Genomic DNA, 18,636 nt, shown 5'->3' on the forward strand with positions numbered 1-18,636 from the left:
CCCGGCCGCGCCGGAATCCCCGTCCGGGCTCCCCGCCGGGCTCGTCGGATCGGTCGTCATCGGTCCGTCTCCTCCGCGCCACCGGCGCCAGTCGCGCCACCGGCACCGGCCGCACCGCCGGAGGCGCCCGCACCCGCACCGGAGGTGCCGGGCGTCGGCGGCGGCGTCACCAGATCGCTGCGCAGCGCCGCGACGGACGCGCCCGCGCCGGAGGCGGGCCCGTACCGGTCGCTCAGCGACTCCTTCGCGATCTTCTCCTGAAGCTTGAGGATGCCCTGCAGCAGCGCTTCCGGCCGGGGCGGGCAGCCCGGTACGTAGACGTCGACCGGGATGATCTGGTCGACGCCCTTCGTGACGGAGTACGAGTCCCAGTAGGGGCCGCCGCAGTTCGAGCAGGCGCCGAAGGAGATCACGTACTTCGGCTCGGGCATCTGCTCGTACAGCCGCTTCACGGCCGGGGCCATCTTGTCCGTCACCGTGCCGGAGACGATCATGAGGTCCGCCTGGCGGGGGCCCGGGGCGAAGGGGATGACGCCGAGGCGGATGAAGTCGTGCCGGGCCATCGACGCGGCGATGAACTCGATCGCGCAGCAGGCGAGGCCGAAGTTGAAGACCCACAGGCTGTAGCGGCGGCCCCAGTTCAGGACCACCTTCATGGGTTCGGGCGCGAGGCGGGACAGCACCCCGAGCCGGCGCGGCTCGGGAAGGTCAACCGGGGGTGTCACGTCCATTCGAGGACGCCCTTCTTCCATGCGTACAACAAGCCCACGGCGAGGAAGCCGAGGAAGATGAACATCTCGACGAGCGTCGCGCCGCCGAAGCCCGGCGCGGCGAAGACCGTCGCCCAGGGGAACAGGAAGATCGAGTCCACCGCGAAGATGACGTAGAGGAAGGCGTAGACGTAGTAGCGCACCTGGGTGTGCGCCCAGCCCTCGCCGACGGGGTCCACGCCGCATTCGTAGGTCAGCAGCTTCTCGGGGGTCGGCACCACGGGCCGCAGCAGTCGCCCGGCCACGAAGGACACGGCGACGAACAGCACGCCGACGACGGCCAGCAGGCCGACCGTCGCGTAGCCATCGAAGTAGTCGGCCGCGAGCCGGACGTCGGCACTCGCGGTGCGCACGGTCGCCTCCGGCACGTCCGCCCCTCGCTCCCTGTGCGGCTGTTCTTCCGGTTTGTCCCGGTCACCCGCGTTCGACGATCTGTACGCACGGGAGTCTAGGCCCTGCCGCGCCTGGAGTGAGCAGCGCTACCGGCCTGTGGTGGGGTTATCCCTACACCTTCGCACCCACGGCCCCCATGGCGTCGTGCCCGGCCGCCCGGCAGTCTTTGCCCTATGAACGCCAGCAGTACGGCCCGCGAGGCCGCCCCGGGCACCTCCCGTCGGTCCGGTTTCGCCGCCCACGACACCCATGACGACCCCGGCGGCGGCACGGGCGAGCGGCTTCCGCCCGCCCGCCCGGCCTTCGGCGGGCAGACGTGGCGGGAGATCGCGCATCTCCTGCTGAACCTGCCCGAGGGCATCGTGGGCTTCGTCTATGTCTCGGTATGGCTGTATGTGGGCGTCGGTCTGTCGATCACCGTGATCGGGCTGCCGCTGCTGGCGCTCGGGCTGATGGGCGCCCGGTACGTGGGCCGTTTCGAGCGGATGCGGGCGCGCAGGCTGCTGGGCGTGCGGATCGAGGAGCCGAGTCCGCTGCTGCGGGGGCGGCGCGGGACCGCCGGTTTCTTCCCCTGGCTGTGGATGACGCTGAAGGACCCGGTGGGGTGGCGGAGCACGCTGTATTCGTTCATCAGACTGCCATGGGGCGTTCTCACTTTCGCGGTCACGCTCTGTTCGCTCTTCGTGCTGTGGCCGGTTCTCGGCTATCTGGCGCGTGCCATGACCAATGTCGACCGGGCGATGGTGCGCGGCCTGCTGAGCCCGTCCGACGAGCTGGAGCGGCGGGTCGCCGAGCTGGAGTCGGACCGGGGGGTCGTCGTCGACACCGCCGCCGCCGATCTGCGCCGCATCGAGCGCGATCTGCACGACGGCGCCCAGGCCCGGCTCGTCGCCCTCGCCATGGGGCTCGGGCTGGCGAAGGAGAAGGTGCTGGAGGATCCGGCGGCCGCCGCGCAGATGGTCGACGAGGCGCACGGCGAGGTGAAGCTCGCCCTCCAGGAGCTGCGGGACCTCGCCCGCGGCATCCACCCGGCGGTGCTGACGGACCGGGGGCTGGACGCGGCGCTGTCGTCGGTGGCGGCGCGCTGCACCGTGCCGGTGAGCGTGACCGTGGAGCTGGACGCCCGCCCGGCGCCGGCGATCGAGGGCATCGCGTACTTCACCGTCTCCGAGCTGCTGCAGAACATCAGCAAGCACAGCGGCGCCCGCACGGCCGGCATCGAGCTGTGGCGGACGACGGACCGGCTGCTGATCCAGGTGCGCGACGACGGGCGCGGCGGCGCCTCGACGGCGACCGGGAGCGGGCTGGCGGGGCTGGCCGAGCGCCTGGGGTCGGTGGACGGGCTGTTCGTCGTGGACTCACCCGTGGGCGGCCCGACGGTCGTCACGGCGGAACTGCCCTGGCGCGACCGCTAGGGCCTGTCCGGCGGATCTTCACGGGTCCCGATGCCCGGCACGCCCTGCGGTCGTCACGGCGGAACTACGCCGACGCCACCGCCCGGCGGGCCGGCTCGCCATCGCGCCACCGCCGGCCTGCTGGTCCGCCCGGCCCCTGCGGGCACATCCCGCGGCTGCCGTCGCCGGCCCGCCCGCCCCGGAGGGGTAGGGCTGGCCCCACCCCCAAGACACCCACTCACCACATGGTTCCCGGGCCCGCGTTCCCGGAGTCTTGAGTCATCAGGCGAACCCCCGGATGCTCGGAGATCGGAAGAGAAATGGCCATCGATTACGGACGGCAGCCGGCCCCCCGGCCCCACCGTGTGCCCGTCGTGCTGCGCGCGCCGTTGGCGGGCCGCACATGGCGCGAGTTCCTCTATCTGATGCTCAGCCTCCCGATGGCGGTCCTCTTCTTCTCGTACGCGATCACCATGACCAGCCTCGGCGCCGGTCTGCTGATCACCTTCATCGGGGTGCCGGTACTGGCCGGCGCGCTCCTCGGGGCGCGGGCGCTGGGCGCGGTGGAGCGGACCCGGGCGCGGGGGCTGCTGGATCTGGAGATCGCCGACCCGGAGCCGATCCGGCCGCGGAAGGGGCACAGCGGGCCGATGGCCTGGATGGGGGCGGTCCTCAAGAGCGGTGCGTCCTGGCGGCACCTGCTGTACGGGGTGCTGCACTTCCCGTGGGCGGTCGGCGCGTTCTGCGTGTCGCTGACGCTGACGATCGTCGGCTGGGCGCTGCTGCTCTACCCGGCCTACTCCTGGGTCTACCCGAAGTACTGGGACCAGCCGGGGATGCAGCTGTACGGCGACGCGAGCGGCACGGCCGTCTACCTCGACAACCCCTTCGAGGTCGGCGTCACCTGCGCCGCCGGTCTGCTCCTGGTGCTGGTCAACCCGTGGATCATCCGTGGGCTGACGCAGGTGGACCGGCTGATGGTGGCGGGGCTGCTCGGGCCGTCCCGGCTGGCGAGCCGGGTGTGGGAGCTGGAGGAGGACCGCGGGGTCGTCGTCGACACGGCCGCCGCCGATCTGCGCCGCATCGAGCGCGATCTGCACGACGGCGCCCAGGCCCGGCTCGTCGCCCTCGCCATGGACCTGGGCCTCGCGAAGGAGAAGCTGGAGGAGGACCCGGAGGCCGCCGCCAGGATGGTGGACGAAGCGCACGGCGAGGTGAAGCTCGCCCTCCAGGAGCTGCGGGACCTCGCCCGCGGCATCCACCCGGCGATCCTCACCGACCGCGGGCTCGGCCCGGCGCTGTCGGCGCTGGCCGCGCGCTGCACGGTGCCCGTGCGGGTCGACGTGGACCTGTCGCTCCGGCCGGCCGCCGCGATCGAGGGCACGGCCTACTTCATCGTCTCCGAGCTGCTGCAGAACATCAGCAAGCACAGCGCCGCCCGTACGGCCCGCGTCGACGTGTGGCGGTCGGCGAACCGGCTGATGCTCCAGGTCTCCGACGACGGCCGCGGTGGTGCGTCGACGGCCGGCGGCAGCGGCCTCGCGGGGCTGGCCGAGCGGCTGGACGCGGTGGACGGCCTGCTGGTGGTGCACTCCCCCGCCGGCGGTCCGACGACGATCACGGCGGAGCTGCCCTGGCGCGGCTGACGCGCCCTGCCCCGGGCGGCCCGCGTCCGTCCCACGCCTGACCCCGCCTGATCACGTCGCCCCGCCGGTCGCCGGCGGGGCGACGTGCTGCCGCGTGGCAGGCGGGTGCGGGCGCGGGGCCGGGAAAGGTCCGGGCGCGGGCGGCATCGCGCGCCCGCTGGGGGGCCGGATGCTGACATGCTGGGCGGTGACAATTGCCTACAGCGTGAACCGCTCGGCGTGCGCGCCGGGCCTGGGGGGCCGTAAATCGTGGAGGACAGGGTGCGGGTGGTCATCGCCGAGGATTCGGTGCTGCTCCGGGAGGGGCTGACCCGGCTGCTGACCGACCGGGGGCACGATGTCGTGGCCGGGGTCGGCGACGCCGAGGCGCTGATCAAGACCATCACGGAGCTCGCCGCCGAGGACGCCCTGCCGGACGTGGTGGTCGCGGACGTCCGGATGCCGCCCACCCACACCGACGAGGGCGTCCGGGCGGCGGTGCGGCTGCGCCGGGACCATCCGGGCCTGGGTGTGCTGGTGCTGTCGCAGTACGTGGAGGAGCAGTACGCGACGGAGCTGCTGGCCGGCAGCAGCCGGGGCGTGGGCTATCTGCTCAAGGACCGCGTCGCCGAGGTCCGCGAGTTCGTGGACGCGGTGGTGCGGGTCGCCCGGGGCGGCACCGCGCTGGACCCCGAGGTCGTCGCGCAGCTGCTGGGCCGCAGCCGCAAGCAGGACGTGCTGGCCGGGCTGACCCCCCGGGAGCGGGAGGTCCTCGGTCTGATGGCCGAGGGACGGACGAATTCCGCGGTCGCCAAGCAGCTGGTGGTGAGCGACGGGGCGGTCGAGAAGCACGTCAGCAACATCTTCGCGAAGCTGGGCCTGTCGCCGAGTGACGGGGATCACCGTCGGGTTCTCGCGGTCCTGACCTACCTGCGGTCCTGACCGGCGGCTCCGCGGCCCTGACCGGCTCCCGCCGCTGTCGTCCGCATTTGATCCGGATTCCCTCGTTCCGACCCGGCTCACCGTTCTGACGTGCTGTCATCCGCCCGGCGCGACCCTGCCGCACCCCTGATGTACTCCGGTCGGGGTGCGGCGCGGGCCGCGTCGGATACGTGGCCCCCGAAACAAAGTCCTAGCAGTAACCCTCGTAAATGAGAGGGCGCGGGGGCGGATGACCATGACATACAAGGGCATAAGGGGGTCACATCCGTGGGTTCATCCTGTGGTACCTCCGGAGGAGGAAACCCTTCCCCACGTACGATGGCCGTGGGAACGCCGGTCGGCACCACCATGTGCGGACCGCCGCCATGAGGGAGGTCCGAAGCAGTGACCAGCCAGGTCAGTAGCCCGGCCGAGCAGGCCGATCCAGCCGAGCAGCGAGGCGAGCCGTCACACCTCGCCGGACAGCGCAGCCCCTCCGGGGGCCCGGGCGGCGCCAAGGAGGTGCGCCGACTGGACCGGGTGATCATCCGTTTCGCGGGTGACTCCGGTGACGGTATGCAGCTCACGGGTGATCGGTTTACTTCCGAGACCGCGTCGTTCGGCAACGACCTGTCGACGCTGCCGAACTTCCCCGCCGAGATCCGAGCCCCCGCAGGCACCCTGCCGGGGGTTTCGTCGTTCCAGCTGCATTTCGCCGATCACGACATCCTCACCCCCGGTGACGCACCGGACGTTCTGGTGGCGATGAACCCGGCGGCACTGAAGGCGAATCTCGCGGACGTGCCGCGCGGCGCGGAGATCATCGTCAACACCGACGAGTTCACCAAGCGCCCGATGGCGAAGGTCGGCTTCGCCACGAGCCCGCTGGAGGACGGCTCCCTGGACGCCTACAACGTCCATCCCGTCCCGCTGACGACGCTCACGATCGAGGCGCTGAAGGACTTCGGGCTGTCGCGGAAGGAGGCGGAGCGCAGCAAGAACATGTTCGCGCTCGGCCTGCTGTCGTGGATGTACCACCGGCCGACGGAGAACACCGAGAAGTTCCTGCGGGCGAAGTTCGCGAAGAAGCCGCAGATCGCGGAGGCCAACGTCGCCGCCTTCCAGGCCGGGTGGAACTTCGGCGAGACGACCGAGGACTTCGCCGTCTCCTACGAGGTCGCCCCCGCGACCTCCGCCTTCCCCGCCGGCACCTACCGCAACATCTCCGGAAACCTGGCGCTGTCCTACGGGCTCATCGCCGCCGCCCGCCAGGCCGACCTGCCGCTCTACCTCGGCTCGTACCCGATCACTCCGGCCTCGGACATCCTGCACGAGCTGTCGAAGCACAAGAACTTCGGCGTGCGGACCTTCCAGGCCGAGGACGAGATCGCCGGCATCGGCGCCGCCCTGGGAGCCGCCTTCGGCGGTGCCCTCGCCGTCACCACCACCTCCGGCCCCGGCGTCGCGCTCAAGTCCGAGACCATCGGACTGGCCGTCAGCCTCGAACTGCCGCTGCTGATCGTCGACATCCAGCGCGGCGGGCCCTCCACCGGTCTGCCCACCAAGACCGAGCAGGCCGACCTGCTCCAGGCGATGTACGGGCGCAACGGCGAGGCCCCCGTGCCGATCGTGGCGCCCCGGACCGCGGCGGACTGTTTTGACGCGGCGATCGACGCGGCGCGTATCGCGCTGACGTACCGGACGCCGGTGTTCCTGCTGTCGGACGGCTATCTGGCCAACGGCTCCGAGCCCTGGCGGATCCCGGAGGTCGACGAACTCCCCGATCTGCGGGTGCGGTTCGCCTCCGGGCCGAACCACGAGCTGGCCGACGGGACCGAGGTCTTCTGGCCGTACAAGCGCGACCCGGAGACCCTGGCCCGCCCGTGGGCGGTGCCCGGCACCCCCGGTCTCGAACACCGCATCGGCGGCATCGAGAAGCAGGACGGCACGGGCAACATCTCCTACGACCCCGCCAACCACGACTTCATGGTCCGCACCCGCCAGGCCAAGATCGACGGCATCACCGTCCCCGATCTGGAGGTGGACGACCCCAGCGGCGAGGCCGACACCCTCGTCCTCGGCTGGGGTTCGACCTACGGGCCCATCACCGCGGCCGTGCGGCGCACCCGCGCCGAGGGCCACCGCATCGCCCAGGCCCACCTGCGTCACCTCAACCCCTTCCCCGGGAATCTCGGGGAGACGCTGGGGCGTTACGACAAGGTGGTCGTGCCGGAGATGAACCTCGGTCAGCTCGCGACCCTGCTGCGAGCGAAGTTCCTGACCGACATCCGCTCCTACACCCAGGTGAGCGGAATGCCGTTCAAGGCCGAGCAGCTCGCCGATGTGTTCAAGGAGGCCATCAATGACTGAGACGATCTCGGAGGGCTTTTCCTCGATCGAGGCGCTCTCCCTGGTGCCGAAGGCCGACGCCAAGCAGTCCATGAAGGACTTCAAGTCCGATCAGGAAGTGCGCTGGTGTCCCGGCTGCGGTGACTACGCCATCCTCGCCGCCGTCCAGGGCTTCATGCCCGAGCTCGGCCTCGCGAAGGAAAACATCGTCTTCGTCTCCGGAATCGGCTGCTCCTCCCGATTCCCCTATTACATGAACACCTATGGGATGCACTCCATCCACGGACGCGCACCCGCCATTGCCACCGGCCTCGCCACCTCGCGGCGCGATCTGTCGGTCTGGGTCGTCACCGGCGACGGCGACGCCCTCTCCATCGGCGGCAACCACCTCATCCACGCCCTCCGCCGCAACGTCAACCTCAAGATCCTGCTGTTCAACAACCGGATCTACGGGCTCACCAAGGGCCAGTACTCCCCCACCTCGGAGATCGGCAAGGTCACCAAGTCCACGCCGATGGGGTCACTGGACGCACCCTTCAACCCCGTCTCCCTCGCCATCGGCGCGGAGGCCTCCTTCGTGGCCCGGACCGTGGACTCCGACCGCAAGCACCTCACCGAGGTGCTGCGACAGGCGGCCGCCCACCCGGGCACCGCACTGGTGGAGATCTACCAGAACTGCAACATCTTCAACGACGGTGCCTTCGAAGTCCTCAAGGACAAGCAGCAGGCGGAGGAGGCCGTGATCCGTCTGGAGCACGGCAAGCCGATCCGCTTCGGCACCGACCGGAACAAGGGCGTCGTCCGCGACCCGGCCACCGGCGACCTCAAGGTCGTCGCGGTGACGCCGGAGAACGAGGCCGACGTGCTGATCCACGACGCGCACGCCACGTCCCCGACCACCGCGTTCGCCCTCTCCCGCCTCGCCGACCCCGACACCCTCCACCACACCCCCATCGGTGTGCTGCGCAGCGTCGGCCGGCCGGTCTACGACACCCAGATGTCGGACCAGCTCGAAGCCGCCATCGAGCAGAAGGGCAAGGGCGACCTGTCCGCGCTGCTCGCCGGCAACGACACCTGGACGGTCGTCGGATAGCTCTTCGTACTGGTACGTACGGGCACAGACGGGTGCCCGGCCGGGGCGTCTGACGGCGCCCCCGCCGGGCACCCGCTCTGATGGGGCCCATGGCCGACACCGAAGCCGCCCTCGTTCCCCGTGATCCGCTCGGCTACCGGCTCAAGCGCCGTCTGCTCGGCCCGCCGCTGGTCACCGAGCAGCTCGCGCGCGAGAAGCTGTCGAACCCGATGGCGCTCGGCGTCCTCGCCTCCGACTGCATGTCCTCGACCGCGTACGGCAGCGAGGAGATGCTGCGCATCCTGGTGCCGGTCGTGGGGGTCGCCGCGTTCACCCTGCTGCTGCCGGTGACCGGGGCGATCCTGCTGGTCCTGCTGATGCTGACGCTCTCCTACCGTGACGTCGTCATGGTCTACACCCGCGCCGGCGGCAGTTACGTCGTCGCCCGGGAGAACTTCGGGCCGCGCGTCGCGCAGATCGCGGCGGTCGCCCTGCTCGTCGACTACATCGTCACCGTGGCCGTGCAGACCGCCGCCGGAACCGATGCCCTGATCTCCCTCGCCCATCTCGTCGGGGAGGGGTACACGGGCATCGACCATCTCAAGGTCCCCCTGTCCGCCGGCATGGTGCTGCTGCTGGCGTACGGGAACCTGCGCGGCATCCGGGAGGCCGGGCGGGCCTTCGCCGCGCCCGCGTACCTCTTCGTGCTGGCCGTGGCGCTGATGCTGGCCTTCGGTCTCGTCCGGGCCCTGACCGGGGGCCTTCCGCGCGCGGACGTGCACGCGGCCGGGGCGGTGCCGCTCGGCGAGGCGGGCGACGGCTGGCTGTACGGCGCCTCGCTGTTCATGGTGCTGCGGGCCTTCGCCAACGGCGGTTCCTCGCTGACCGGCCTGGAGGCGATCTCCAACGGCGTCTCCGCCTTCCGCCGCCCCCAGGGCCCCAATGCCCGCCGCACCCTCACCGTCATGAGCTGCCTGCTGGGCGGCATGGTCCTCGGCGTCTCCGTCCTCGCCCACTACACCCACGCGATCCCCTACGCCGACGGCAACCCGACCGTGCTCGCGCAGGAGGCGCGGCTCGTCTTCGGCGACAGCCCGCCGGGCACGGCCGGGCTCGTCTTCGTGCAGCTCGCGACCGCGCTGATCCTCTATACGGGTGCCAATACGCCGTTCACCGGCTTCCCGTTCCTCGCCAGTTTCGTCGCCGGGGACAGCTTCCTGCCGCGTCAGCTGACGCGGCGCGGGCACCGGCTGGCCTTCTCCAACGGCATCGTCTGCCTCGCCGTCGTCTCCCTCGCGCTGCTGCTGGTGACGCGTGCCAACGTCGACGAGCTCGTCGCCCTCTACGCCATCGGTGTCTTCACGGGCTTCACCATGGCCGCCGCCGGGCTGACGGCCCACTACTGGCGGCGGCCCGGCGAGCCGCACCGCCACTGGAAGCTCACCGTCAACGTCTCCGCCGCCGTGGTCTCCGCGCTGGTCGTGGTGGTCTTCGCGGTCACCAAGTTCACCGAGGGCGCGTGGCTCGTCGTCGCGGTCTTCCCGCTCGGGGTGTGGGCGCTGATCCGCGTCAACGAGCAGTACCGGGCGGAGGCGGAGGCCCTGGAGAACCTGCCCCCGTTCGCCACGGACCGCCCGCGCTGGCGGCGGCACCTGGTGCACGTCCTCGTCGATGGCTTCGATCTGGCCACCCTCAAGGCACTGGCCTACGCGCACGAGCTGCGGCCGGACGAGGTAAGGGCCCTGCATGTCGTGGTCGACGAGGCCCGCGCGCACCGGCTCGTGGAGCGGTGGGAGCGGTCACCCGCCACGACGGTGCCGCTGGAGCTGATCGACTGCCCCGACCGACGGCTGCGGCACACGCTCGTCGCCCTCGCGGCCCGGACGACGGCCGACGGCACCACCGCCCTGACCCTGCTGATCCCCCGCCGTGCCTATCGGCCACCGCTCGGCCGGCTGCTGCACCCGGGCACGGGCGACGAGTTGGCGAAGGCCCTGGAGCACCTGCCGGATGTCGCCGTGACGATCCTGCCGTTCGATGTCGGCCGGGCCGTCGAGCGCTTGCGCTCCGCGCGGGTGTAGGTGCCGCCTGCGGCGGCAAGCGCCCTGCGGGCGTGTCCTCAATCGCCGGACGGGCTTGATGTTGCTGAGCTCAGCAACATCAAGCCCGTCCGGCGATTGAGGACACCTGTCAGGACCATCATGCGATACGCGCATGACAGTCGGGCCACGGCGGCGCTACCTTCCGAAGGTCCACTCATCGAAACCTCCGGAAGGAGCCCCGTGGAGTCGCACGAGTCGAAGACCGAGACCCGCACCGGGATGTTGTGCGGCGTCCTCGCCTACGGGATCTGGGGGCTCTTCCCCCTCTACTGGCCGCTGTTGGAGCCGACGGGCGCGGTCGAGATCCTCGCCCACCGCATGGTGTGGTCGCTGGCCGCCGTCGCCGTCGTGCTGGCCGTGACCCGGCGCTGGGACTGGATACGACCGCTGCTGCGGCAGCCCAAGCGCCTGGGGATGATCGCGGTCGGCGCGACCGTCATCTCCCTGAACTGGGGGGTCTACATCTGGGCCGTGAACTCCGGGCACGTCGTCGAGACCTCCCTCGGGTACTTCATCAACCCCTTGGCCACCATCGCCCTCGGCGTCCTCGTGCTGCGTGAGCGGCTGCGGCCCGCGCAGTGGGTGGCCGTGGGGGTCAGCGTGACCGCCGTGATCGTGCTGGCCGTCGGCTACGGCAAGCCGCCGTGGATCGCGCTCGCCATCGCGGCCACCTTCAGCACGTACAGCCTGGTCAAGAAGAAGGTCGGGCTGGGCGGCCTGGAGTCGATGGCCGCCGAGACGGCCGTGCAGTTCCTGCCCGCGCTCGCCGTGCTGGTCTTCCTCGGCTCGCGCGGCGAGTCCACCTTCACCTCTGAGGGCAGCGGCCATCTGCTGCTCCTGATGGGCACCGGGGCCATCACCGCGCTGCCGCTGATCTCCTTCGGCGCGGCGGCGGTCCGGCTGCCGCTGTCGGTGATCGGGATGCTCCAGTACCTGGCCCCCATCTTCCAGTTCGCCCTCGGGCTGCTGGTCTTCCACGAGGCGATGCCGGCCGAGCGCTGGGCGGGCTTCGCGCTCGTCTGGCTGGCGCTGGCGGTGCTCACCTGGGACGCGCTGCGGACCGCGCGGATCTCGCGGGCGGAGCTGCGGAACGCGCGGGCCAAGGCGGCGGAGGCGGCAGTGGAAGGTGGGGCCCCGGGCGTGTCGGAGAGCGTCAGCGACACGCCGACAAAAGCCACGACTTAGGCATCACGCCCCACGAAACACAGAAATAACAAAGAGCGCAGTGGTCCCTGAAACCACAGATCAGCGTGGTTTTCCGCTGCCCGATATCCGGAAAGCGGTGCTCGGTGTCCGAAATCCGCCCTTGACGCACCATCAGGGCGCCCTCAACATCATGGCCACGTCAAATGGAGTTGGGAGCCCCCCATGCTTGGACTCAACGGACCCACCCTGCCCCGAAGATCTCGTGCCACCGCGCTGCTGGCCACCGGCGCGGCCCTCACGGCCACCCTGCTCGGCGCCTTCCCGGGCGCGGCGCACGCGACTCCCACCGTCGCCGCCGCCGCGCCCGACATATCCGTCGCCAACGTCAAGGGCCATCTGAACCAACTGCAGTCGATAGCCACCGCCAACGGCGGCAACCGCGCGCACGGCCGCGCCGGTTACAAGGCCTCGATCGACTACGTGAAGGCCAAGCTGGACGCCGTCGGCTACACGACCAGCATCCAGCAGTTCACCTCCGGCGGCTCGACCGGCTACAACCTCGTGGCCGACTGGCCCGGCGGCGACGCCAACCACGTGATCTTCGCCGGATCGCACCTCGACTCGGTGGGCTCCGGCCCCGGCATCAACGACAACGGCTCCGGCTCGGCCGCCGTGCTGGAGACCGCGCTCACCGTCGCCCGCGAGGGCTACAAGCCCGACAAGCACCTGCGGTTCGCCTGGTGGGGGGCCGAGGAGCTGGGCCTGGTCGGGTCGCGGCACTACGTCAACAACCTCCCCGGCACCGAGCGGTCGAAGATCGACGCGTATCTGAACTTCGACATGATCGGCTCGCCGAACCCGGGCTACTTCGTCTACGACGACGACACCCAGCTGGAGAAGGTCTTCAAGGACTTCTTCGCGGCGAAGAACATCTCGACCGAGATCGAGACCGAGGGCGACGGCCGCAGCGACCACGCCTCCTTCAAGAGCGCCGGCGTGCGGGTCGGCGGTCTGTTCACCGGTGCCAGCAGCCGCAAGACCTCGGCCCAGGCCGCCAAGTGGGGCGGCACGGCGGGCCAGGCCTTCGACCGCTGCTACCACTCGGCCTGTGACACCACGGCGAACATCAACGAGACGGCGCTGGACAACAACAGCGACGCCATCGCCAACGCCGTCTGGACGCTGAGCGCGGGTGCCACCAACCCGCCCGGGCGCACCTTCGAGAGCACCACCGATGTCGCGATCCCCGACGCGGGCTCCCCGGTCGACTCCCCGATCGCCGTCACCGGCATCACGGGGAACGCACCCTCGTCCCTCCAGGTCGGGGTCGACATCAAGCACACCTGGCGCGGTGACGTCGCCGTCGACCTGGTCGGGCCGAGCGGGCGGGCGTACCGGCTGAAGGGCGCCAGCGGCAACGACTCGGGCGACAACATCGTCGCGACCTTCGCCGTCGACGCCTCGGCCGAAACGGCGAACGGCACCTGGAAGCTCCGCGTCCAGGACACGGCCGCGCAGGACACCGGCTACATCGACAGCTGGAAGATCACCTTCTGAGCGCTGCCACCCCGGTAAGGCCACGGTGACGTGGCCGGCCCCCGCCGTGCGGGACGGGGGCCGGCCACACCGTTCATGGCCACAAACAGCTCAGACGGCTCCGACGGCTCCGACGGCTCCGACGGCTCGGACGGCTCAGACGGTGATGTCCTTCGTGGTGAACCGGGCCCACGCGGCCGAGCCGAAGACCGCCGCGTAGAGCGCCTGAAGGCCGAGGTTGCGCTGGAGCTGCTCCCAGTAGACCGGCTCGCGCAGCAGGTCGGCGAAGCTCAGCCAGTAGTGCGGGAACAGATACGGCTGGACGGCGTGCAGCTGCGGGAACTGGTCCAGGATCTGCACCGTGATCAACAGCCCCACGGTGGTGGCCATCGCCGCGATGCCGCTGTTGGTGAGCGTCGAGACGAACAGCCCCACCGCCGCCACCCCGACCAGGGACGCGGCGACCACGCCCGCGATCGCCACCGCGCGCAGCAGCCCCTCGCCGAAGGAGATCTGTGTGCCGCTGATCAGCGTGACGTCCCCGACGGGGAAGAGCAGCATCCCCACCGTCAGCGCCGAGACGGCCACGACCAGGGTGGCGGTGAGGCAGAAGACCAGCGTCGAGGCGTATTTGGCGAGCAGCAGCCGACTCCGCCCGGCGGGTGCGACGAGGAGATAGCGCAGCGTGCCGGAGCCGGCCTCGCCCGCCACGGCGTCGCCCGCGACCACGCCGACGGCCATCGGCAGGAAGAACGGCAGCGTCGCGGCGAGGGACGCGAAGACCAGGAACAGGCCGTTGTTGCTGATCTGGCTGATGAACGCCGGGCCGTGACCGTCGCTACCGGACGAGCCGCCGTCGCCCGTCTCCATCTTCACGGCGGTGCCGACCAGCACGGGGACCGCCGCGAGCACCCCGAGCAGCGCGAGCGTCCGCCATCGGCGCAGCACGGTGGTGACCTCGCTGCGGAAGAGGGACAGCTGCCACAGGGGGCTCGGGGCCGGCCGCGCGCCCCGGTCGTCCGCCACATCAGCCCGCGACATCGAAGCCCTCCCCGGTGAGCGCGACGAAGGCGTCCTCCAGTGAGGCCCGTTCGACGCCGAAGGACCGCACCCGCACGTCCGCCCGGACCAGGGCCGCGTTGAGGTCGGCGAGGTCGAGGGGGGCGGAGGGAGAGCTCAGGGGCAGCTCTCCGGTGACGCCCGTTTCCAGGACGACGAGATCGGTCAGGCCGTGCTCCTTGAGGACGCGGGCGGCGTCCACGGGGTCGGGGGTGGTGACGGCCAGCCGGCCGCGGGTGGAGGAGGCCAGCTCGCCGACCGTGCCCTGGGTGAGCAGCCGCCCCTGGGCCATGACCGCGGCGTGTGTGCAGACCTGCTCGATCTCGTCGAGGAGGTGGGAGGAGAGGAAGACGGTGGTGCCGTCGGCGGCGAGCTCGCGCACGAGGGTACGGATCTCCCGCATGCCCTGCGGGTCGAGGCCGTTGGTCGGTTCGTCCAGCACCAGCAGCTCGCGGGGCTGGAGGAGGGCCGCGGCGAGGCCGAGGCGCTGCTTCATGCCGAGGGAGTACGCGCGGGCCTTCTTGCCCGCGGCGGCGGCGAGACCCACCCGGTCGAGCGCGGCGGCGACCCGGGCCGCGCGGGTGCGGGGGTCGGCGGTGGGGTCGGCGGCGTCGTAGCGCACGAGGTTCTCGCGACCGCTGAGGAAGCCGTAGAGGGCGGGGCCCTCGATGAGCGCTCCCACCCGGGGCAGCACGCGCCGTCCGGCGCGCGGCATGGGCTCGCCGAGGACGTGGGCGGTGCCGGAGCTCGGTTCGATCAGGCCCATGAGCATGCGGATGGTGGTGGTCTTGCCGGACCCGTTGGGCCCGAGGAAACCGAAGACGCTGCCGCGCGGGACGGTGAGGTCCAAGCCGTCGACGGCGAGCTGCCCACCGCGATACCGCTTGGTGAGCCCCCGCGTCTCGATGACGGCGGCGACGGCGGGGGCCGTGGCGGCGGATGCGGCGGACGCGGCGCTGTCGGCGGGGCCCGGGCCGGCGGGTTCGCCGGACGCTTCCGGCTCGGAGTGCACGGCGGCCCCGGCGGCCCCGGCGGGCGCGGGAGCGCCTGACGGGACGGTCGCGGCGCAAGCCGCAGACGCGGCGGGCGCACCCGGGTGACCGGGCGCCTTGACCGGCCCGACGGGTGGCGTTGTCATCCGGCCCCCGCCGGAGGCGATCCGCTGCTCCTCCACCGGTTCCCCTTTCGTCATCCCCCGCCCCCGTACCGCGTGCCCTGCGCCAAACCCGCTGCCCGGCGGCACCGTGGTGCCGCCGGGCAGCGGGGGCCGAGCGGGCCGAGCGGGAGGGCCGGCAGCCTGCCTACTTCGCGCTGTTGGCGGCCTTGACCAGCGCGTCCTTGGTGACCGCGCCCGCGTAGACCCTGCCGTCGTCCGTCATGAGGACATTGACGATGCGGGTGCTGAACACCCGGCCGGAGCCGAAGTCGCCCGAGACCTTCTTGCCGAAGCTGTCCAGCAGGGCCGCGGCGTCGCCGCTCTTGCCCTTGCCCTTGGCGTCCTCGCTCAGCTTGCCGACCGCGTCCTTGGGGCCCTTGATCTCGGCGATCGAGGACCAGCCCTTGCCGATGACCTTCATGCCGGACGCGTCGGAGGCGCCGTCCAGACCGGGCAGACCGGTCAGGCCCGGCAGTTCACCGGCGCCGGGCAGCTTGCCCTTGAGCTTCGCGGCGTCGTCACCCTTGCCCGGCTTCCCGGAGTCCTCGGTGACCTTGGTGCCCTTCGACGGGGTGAAGGTGAAGTTCTTCGCGGCGGGCTTGCCGAAGTCGACCTTGGTGAAGCCGGCGTCGACGATGGCCTTGCCGCTCTTCGGAGCGAGGGTGAACTTCAGCGGCACGCCGTTCTTCGCGTCGACCGCGATCCGGACGGCACCGACCGTGGAGTCGCCGCCCTTCGGCTTGATCACCAGCTGGTACGCGTCCCGGCCGGCCACCTTGGCGGTGCCGTCGACGGTCACCGAGGTGGTGTCGTCCACGGTGGCCAGGGCCCGCTTGGCCAGCTCCTGCGGCGAGGCACCGGCCAGGTCCTTCGGCACCTCGTGTCCGTCGCCGCCCTGCTGCTTCGGCGCCTTGGACTTCGGGGCCTTGGAGTGGTGGGCGGAGTCGCTGGCGCTGTCGTACGCCCAGACGTCGTCGCCGTTGCGGATCACGCTGTACTCGGCGGCGCGCTCGACTATGGAGAGCCGCTGCTTGTCGGGGCCGTCGACGGCTATGCGCAGGGTGTGCGAGCCGGAGAGGAGCTCGGTCAGCTTGGCCTGCGGGTCGGCGGCGTCCCCGCCCTTTCCGCCGCCCGAGCCCTTGCCGGCGTCACCGAGCGAGAAGCCCGAGGGCAGCGACGGCAGGCCGAGGTCGGTGGAGATCTTGACGGTGCCGGAGGCCTGCTGCACATCCGACTTCGCCATCTTGGCTATCAGGTCCTGCGCACTGATCTTCGGCAGGTCCGGGTCTCCGGTGCTCGCCAGCGCCGGTACGACGAACCCGATCGTCGCCGCCGCGACACCGGCCACCGCGACCGGCACCACGTAACGGGCGGCCTTGCGGCGGCCCGTGCCGGGCGTCCCGGCCTCGTCGGCGCCCTGGGTCGGTTGGATCCGTGCCATCTGCTCTACCTCCGTCGTCGGCGGCGGTCATACGCGTCGTGCACTCGCCCACCCCTAGGCTCATTGTGGCCCGACCGCTCGGTGGTGGCGCGGGAGTCCGGGGGTTTCCCCCGGGGAACGACACTGTCAATTCCACCAAACCGGCCACGCGACGTCGTCAGCCGACGGGATCACTTTCCCGTAGTTCTCGGGTATGACACCCCTTAAGGGCCGTCCCACCACAGGGGAATCGGCCGAGACCGAGCGGTCCCTCCGGGGCGGGCCGGGGCGCGCGGGCCCCGGCGCGGCGGGCTCAGCCCGCCCGGTGCACGACCGCGTCGCAGAGGTCCTCGAGCGCGGACTTCGCGTCGCACTCGGGCAGCGGCGCGAGGATCGCGCGGGCCTCCTGCGCGTAGCGGACGGTGTCGCGGCGCGCCTGCTCCAGGGCCGGATGGGCACGCAGCAGGCGCAGCACCTCGGCGTGCCGGGCGTCGTCGGTGAGGTCGCCGTCGAGGAGTTCGCACAGCCGGCGGTCGTCGGCCGAACCGCTGGCGGCGGCCTGCGCGCGCAGGTGGAGCACGGGCAGGGTGGGGATGCCCTCGCGCAGGTCGGTGCCGGGGGTCTTGCCCGACTCATGGGAGTCGCTGGCGATGTCGAGGACGTCGTCGGCGAGCTGGAAGGCGGTGCCGAGCCGCTCGCCGTAGTGGGTGAGGATCTCGACGGTGCGCTCGTCGGCGCCGGACATCATCGCGCCGTACCGTCCGGCGACGGCGATCAGCGAGCCGGTCTTGCCGGCGATGACGTCGAGGTAGTGCTCGATGGGGTCGCGGCCGTCGCGCGGGCCCGCGGTCTCCAGGATCTGGCCGGTGACCAGGCGCTCGAAGGCCTCGGCCTGGATCCGCACGGCCTCGGGGCCGAGGTCGGCCAGTATGTGCGAGGCCCGGGAGAAGAGGAAGTCGCCGGTCAGGACGGCCACGGAGTTGCCCCAGCGGGCGTTGGCGCTGTCCACGCCGCGGCGCACATCGGCCTCGTCCATGACGTCGTCGTGGTAGAGCGTGGCCAGGTGCGTCAGCTCGACGACGACGGCCGACGGCACGATGCCCGGGGCGTAGGGGTCGCCGAACTGGGCGGCGAGCATCACCAGCAACGGCCGGAACCGCTTGCCTCCGGCCCGGACGAGGTGCTGGGCGGCCTCGGTGATGAAGGGCACACCGCTCTTGGTGGCCTCCAGGAGGCCCTCCTCGACGGCGGCCAAACCGGCCTGGACATCGGCTTCAAGAGCCTGGTCCCGCACGCTCAGCCCGAAAGGCCCGACGACGGTCACGAGGGGTACTCCTGTCTGCCTGCGAACACGGGGATTGTCGATGTGTCGCTGTCTCCACCAAAAGTCAGCGTATCCGGTCGACTGTGGATCACCGTGGGCGCCTGCCCGGCTGGCACTCTCCCGGGGCTCCCCGGCTGCCTTGGAACACGCGTCGGCCTCCGCCGTCACACTGCTCGACGTCTGCCCCGCCGTGTCCTTGATCACCCGGTTGTTTCCGCACAGACGTACTGGCCGGCTCCGCCACCCGTGGCAGACCGGCCAGTACGGATTCCTCTGTGGAGTGCGGGGCGCCTTTGCCGCCTGCGGCGGCGGGCGCCCCGCGGGCGCGTCCTCGAGCGCCGGACGGGCTCGAATGAGCCCGTCCGGCGC

Annotated in this window: 14 protein-coding genes; 8 read left to right on the forward strand and 6 right to left on the reverse strand. The window is 71.4% G+C overall.

Features of this window, described 5'->3' with window-relative positions; translation table 11 throughout:
- Nucleotides 1-56: 56 nt before the first annotated feature.
- Together JO379_RS15450 and JO379_RS15455 are read right to left on the reverse strand one after the other, a co-directional pair.
- Nucleotides 57-731: an NADH-quinone oxidoreductase subunit B gene (locus JO379_RS15450; RefSeq protein WP_209515388.1), complete on the reverse strand. Its 675-nt coding sequence runs from the start codon at nucleotides 729-731 to the stop codon at nucleotides 57-59.
- The gene (locus tag JO379_RS15455; RefSeq protein ID WP_130878931.1) at nucleotides 722-1,138 is read right to left on the reverse strand and encodes an NADH-quinone oxidoreductase subunit A; all 417 of its coding nucleotides are present in this window, start codon (nucleotides 1,136-1,138) and stop codon (nucleotides 722-724) included. The genes JO379_RS15450 and JO379_RS15455 overlap by 10 nt, the downstream gene beginning before the upstream one ends.
- Nucleotides 1,139-1,336: 198 nt before the next feature.
- On the opposite strand from JO379_RS15455, the gene JO379_RS15460 reads away from it, so the two are divergent.
- The 8 genes from JO379_RS15460 to JO379_RS15495 all read left to right on the forward strand — a co-directional run bounded on the left by JO379_RS15460 (nucleotide 1,337) and on the right by JO379_RS15495 (nucleotide 13,329).
- Complete coding sequence (locus JO379_RS15460) at nucleotides 1,337-2,578, forward strand: sensor histidine kinase (protein ID WP_130878930.1); 1,242 nt, start codon at nucleotides 1,337-1,339, stop codon at nucleotides 2,576-2,578.
- Between the two features lie 299 nt (nucleotides 2,579-2,877).
- On the forward strand, nucleotides 2,878-4,203 hold the full coding sequence (locus JO379_RS15465) for a sensor histidine kinase (RefSeq protein ID WP_209515391.1): 1,326 nt from the start codon (nucleotides 2,878-2,880) through the stop codon (nucleotides 4,201-4,203).
- A 261-nt stretch (nucleotides 4,204-4,464) separates the two neighbouring features.
- The gene (locus JO379_RS15470; protein WP_307842211.1) at nucleotides 4,465-5,124 is read left to right on the forward strand and encodes a response regulator; all 660 of its coding nucleotides are present in this window, start codon (nucleotides 4,465-4,467) and stop codon (nucleotides 5,122-5,124) included.
- Nucleotides 5,125-5,508: 384 nt separating this feature from the next.
- Entirely contained in the window at nucleotides 5,509-7,473 is a 1,965-nt protein-coding gene (locus tag JO379_RS15475) for a 2-oxoacid:acceptor oxidoreductase subunit alpha (protein WP_209515393.1), read from the forward strand.
- Nucleotides 7,466-8,545 (forward strand): 2-oxoacid:ferredoxin oxidoreductase subunit beta, encoded by a 1,080-nt coding sequence (locus JO379_RS15480; RefSeq protein WP_130878926.1) that lies wholly within the window; start codon nucleotides 7,466-7,468, stop codon nucleotides 8,543-8,545. Before JO379_RS15475 ends, JO379_RS15480 begins: the two co-directional genes overlap by 8 nt.
- Nucleotides 8,546-8,634: 89 nt before the next feature.
- Nucleotides 8,635-10,605, forward strand: a complete 1,971-nt coding sequence (locus JO379_RS15485; RefSeq protein WP_209515395.1) for an APC family permease — start codon at nucleotides 8,635-8,637, stop codon at nucleotides 10,603-10,605.
- Between the two features lie 240 nt (nucleotides 10,606-10,845).
- Nucleotides 10,846-11,811, forward strand: coding sequence for an EamA family transporter RarD (gene rarD, locus JO379_RS15490; RefSeq protein WP_242626181.1), 966 nt, complete (start codon nucleotides 10,846-10,848; stop codon nucleotides 11,809-11,811).
- Nucleotides 11,812-11,994: 183 nt separating this feature from the next.
- Nucleotides 11,995-13,329 carry a M28 family metallopeptidase gene (locus JO379_RS15495; RefSeq protein ID WP_130878923.1) on the forward strand — a complete coding sequence of 445 codons (1,335 nt, stop codon included), beginning with the start codon at nucleotides 11,995-11,997 and terminating at the stop codon, nucleotides 13,327-13,329.
- 135 nt (nucleotides 13,330-13,464) lie between these two features.
- On the opposite strand, the gene JO379_RS15500 is transcribed toward JO379_RS15495, so the two are convergent.
- The 4 genes from JO379_RS15500 to JO379_RS15515 form a co-directional block, all read right to left on the reverse strand.
- Nucleotides 13,465-14,349, reverse strand: coding sequence for an ABC transporter permease (locus JO379_RS15500; protein WP_130878922.1), 885 nt, complete (start codon nucleotides 14,347-14,349; stop codon nucleotides 13,465-13,467).
- Nucleotides 14,336-15,505: an ATP-binding cassette domain-containing protein gene (locus tag JO379_RS15505; protein WP_372449140.1), complete on the reverse strand. Its 1,170-nt coding sequence runs from the start codon at nucleotides 15,503-15,505 to the stop codon at nucleotides 14,336-14,338. The genes JO379_RS15500 and JO379_RS15505 overlap by 14 nt, the downstream gene beginning before the upstream one ends.
- Nucleotides 15,506-15,668: 163 nt before the next feature.
- Nucleotides 15,669-16,964 (reverse strand): LolA family protein, encoded by a 1,296-nt coding sequence (locus JO379_RS15510; protein ID WP_209515397.1) that lies wholly within the window; start codon nucleotides 16,962-16,964, stop codon nucleotides 15,669-15,671.
- 292 nt (nucleotides 16,965-17,256) lie between these two features.
- Nucleotides 17,257-18,267 (reverse strand): polyprenyl synthetase family protein, encoded by a 1,011-nt coding sequence (locus JO379_RS15515; RefSeq protein ID WP_130878918.1) that lies wholly within the window; start codon nucleotides 18,265-18,267, stop codon nucleotides 17,257-17,259.
- Nucleotides 18,268-18,636 lie beyond the last annotated feature (369 nt).

Origin of the sequence: Streptomyces syringium, assembly GCF_017876625.1 — a bacterium.
In the GTDB taxonomy this organism is placed as follows: Bacteria; Actinomycetota; Actinomycetes; order Streptomycetales; family Streptomycetaceae; genus Streptomyces; species Streptomyces syringius.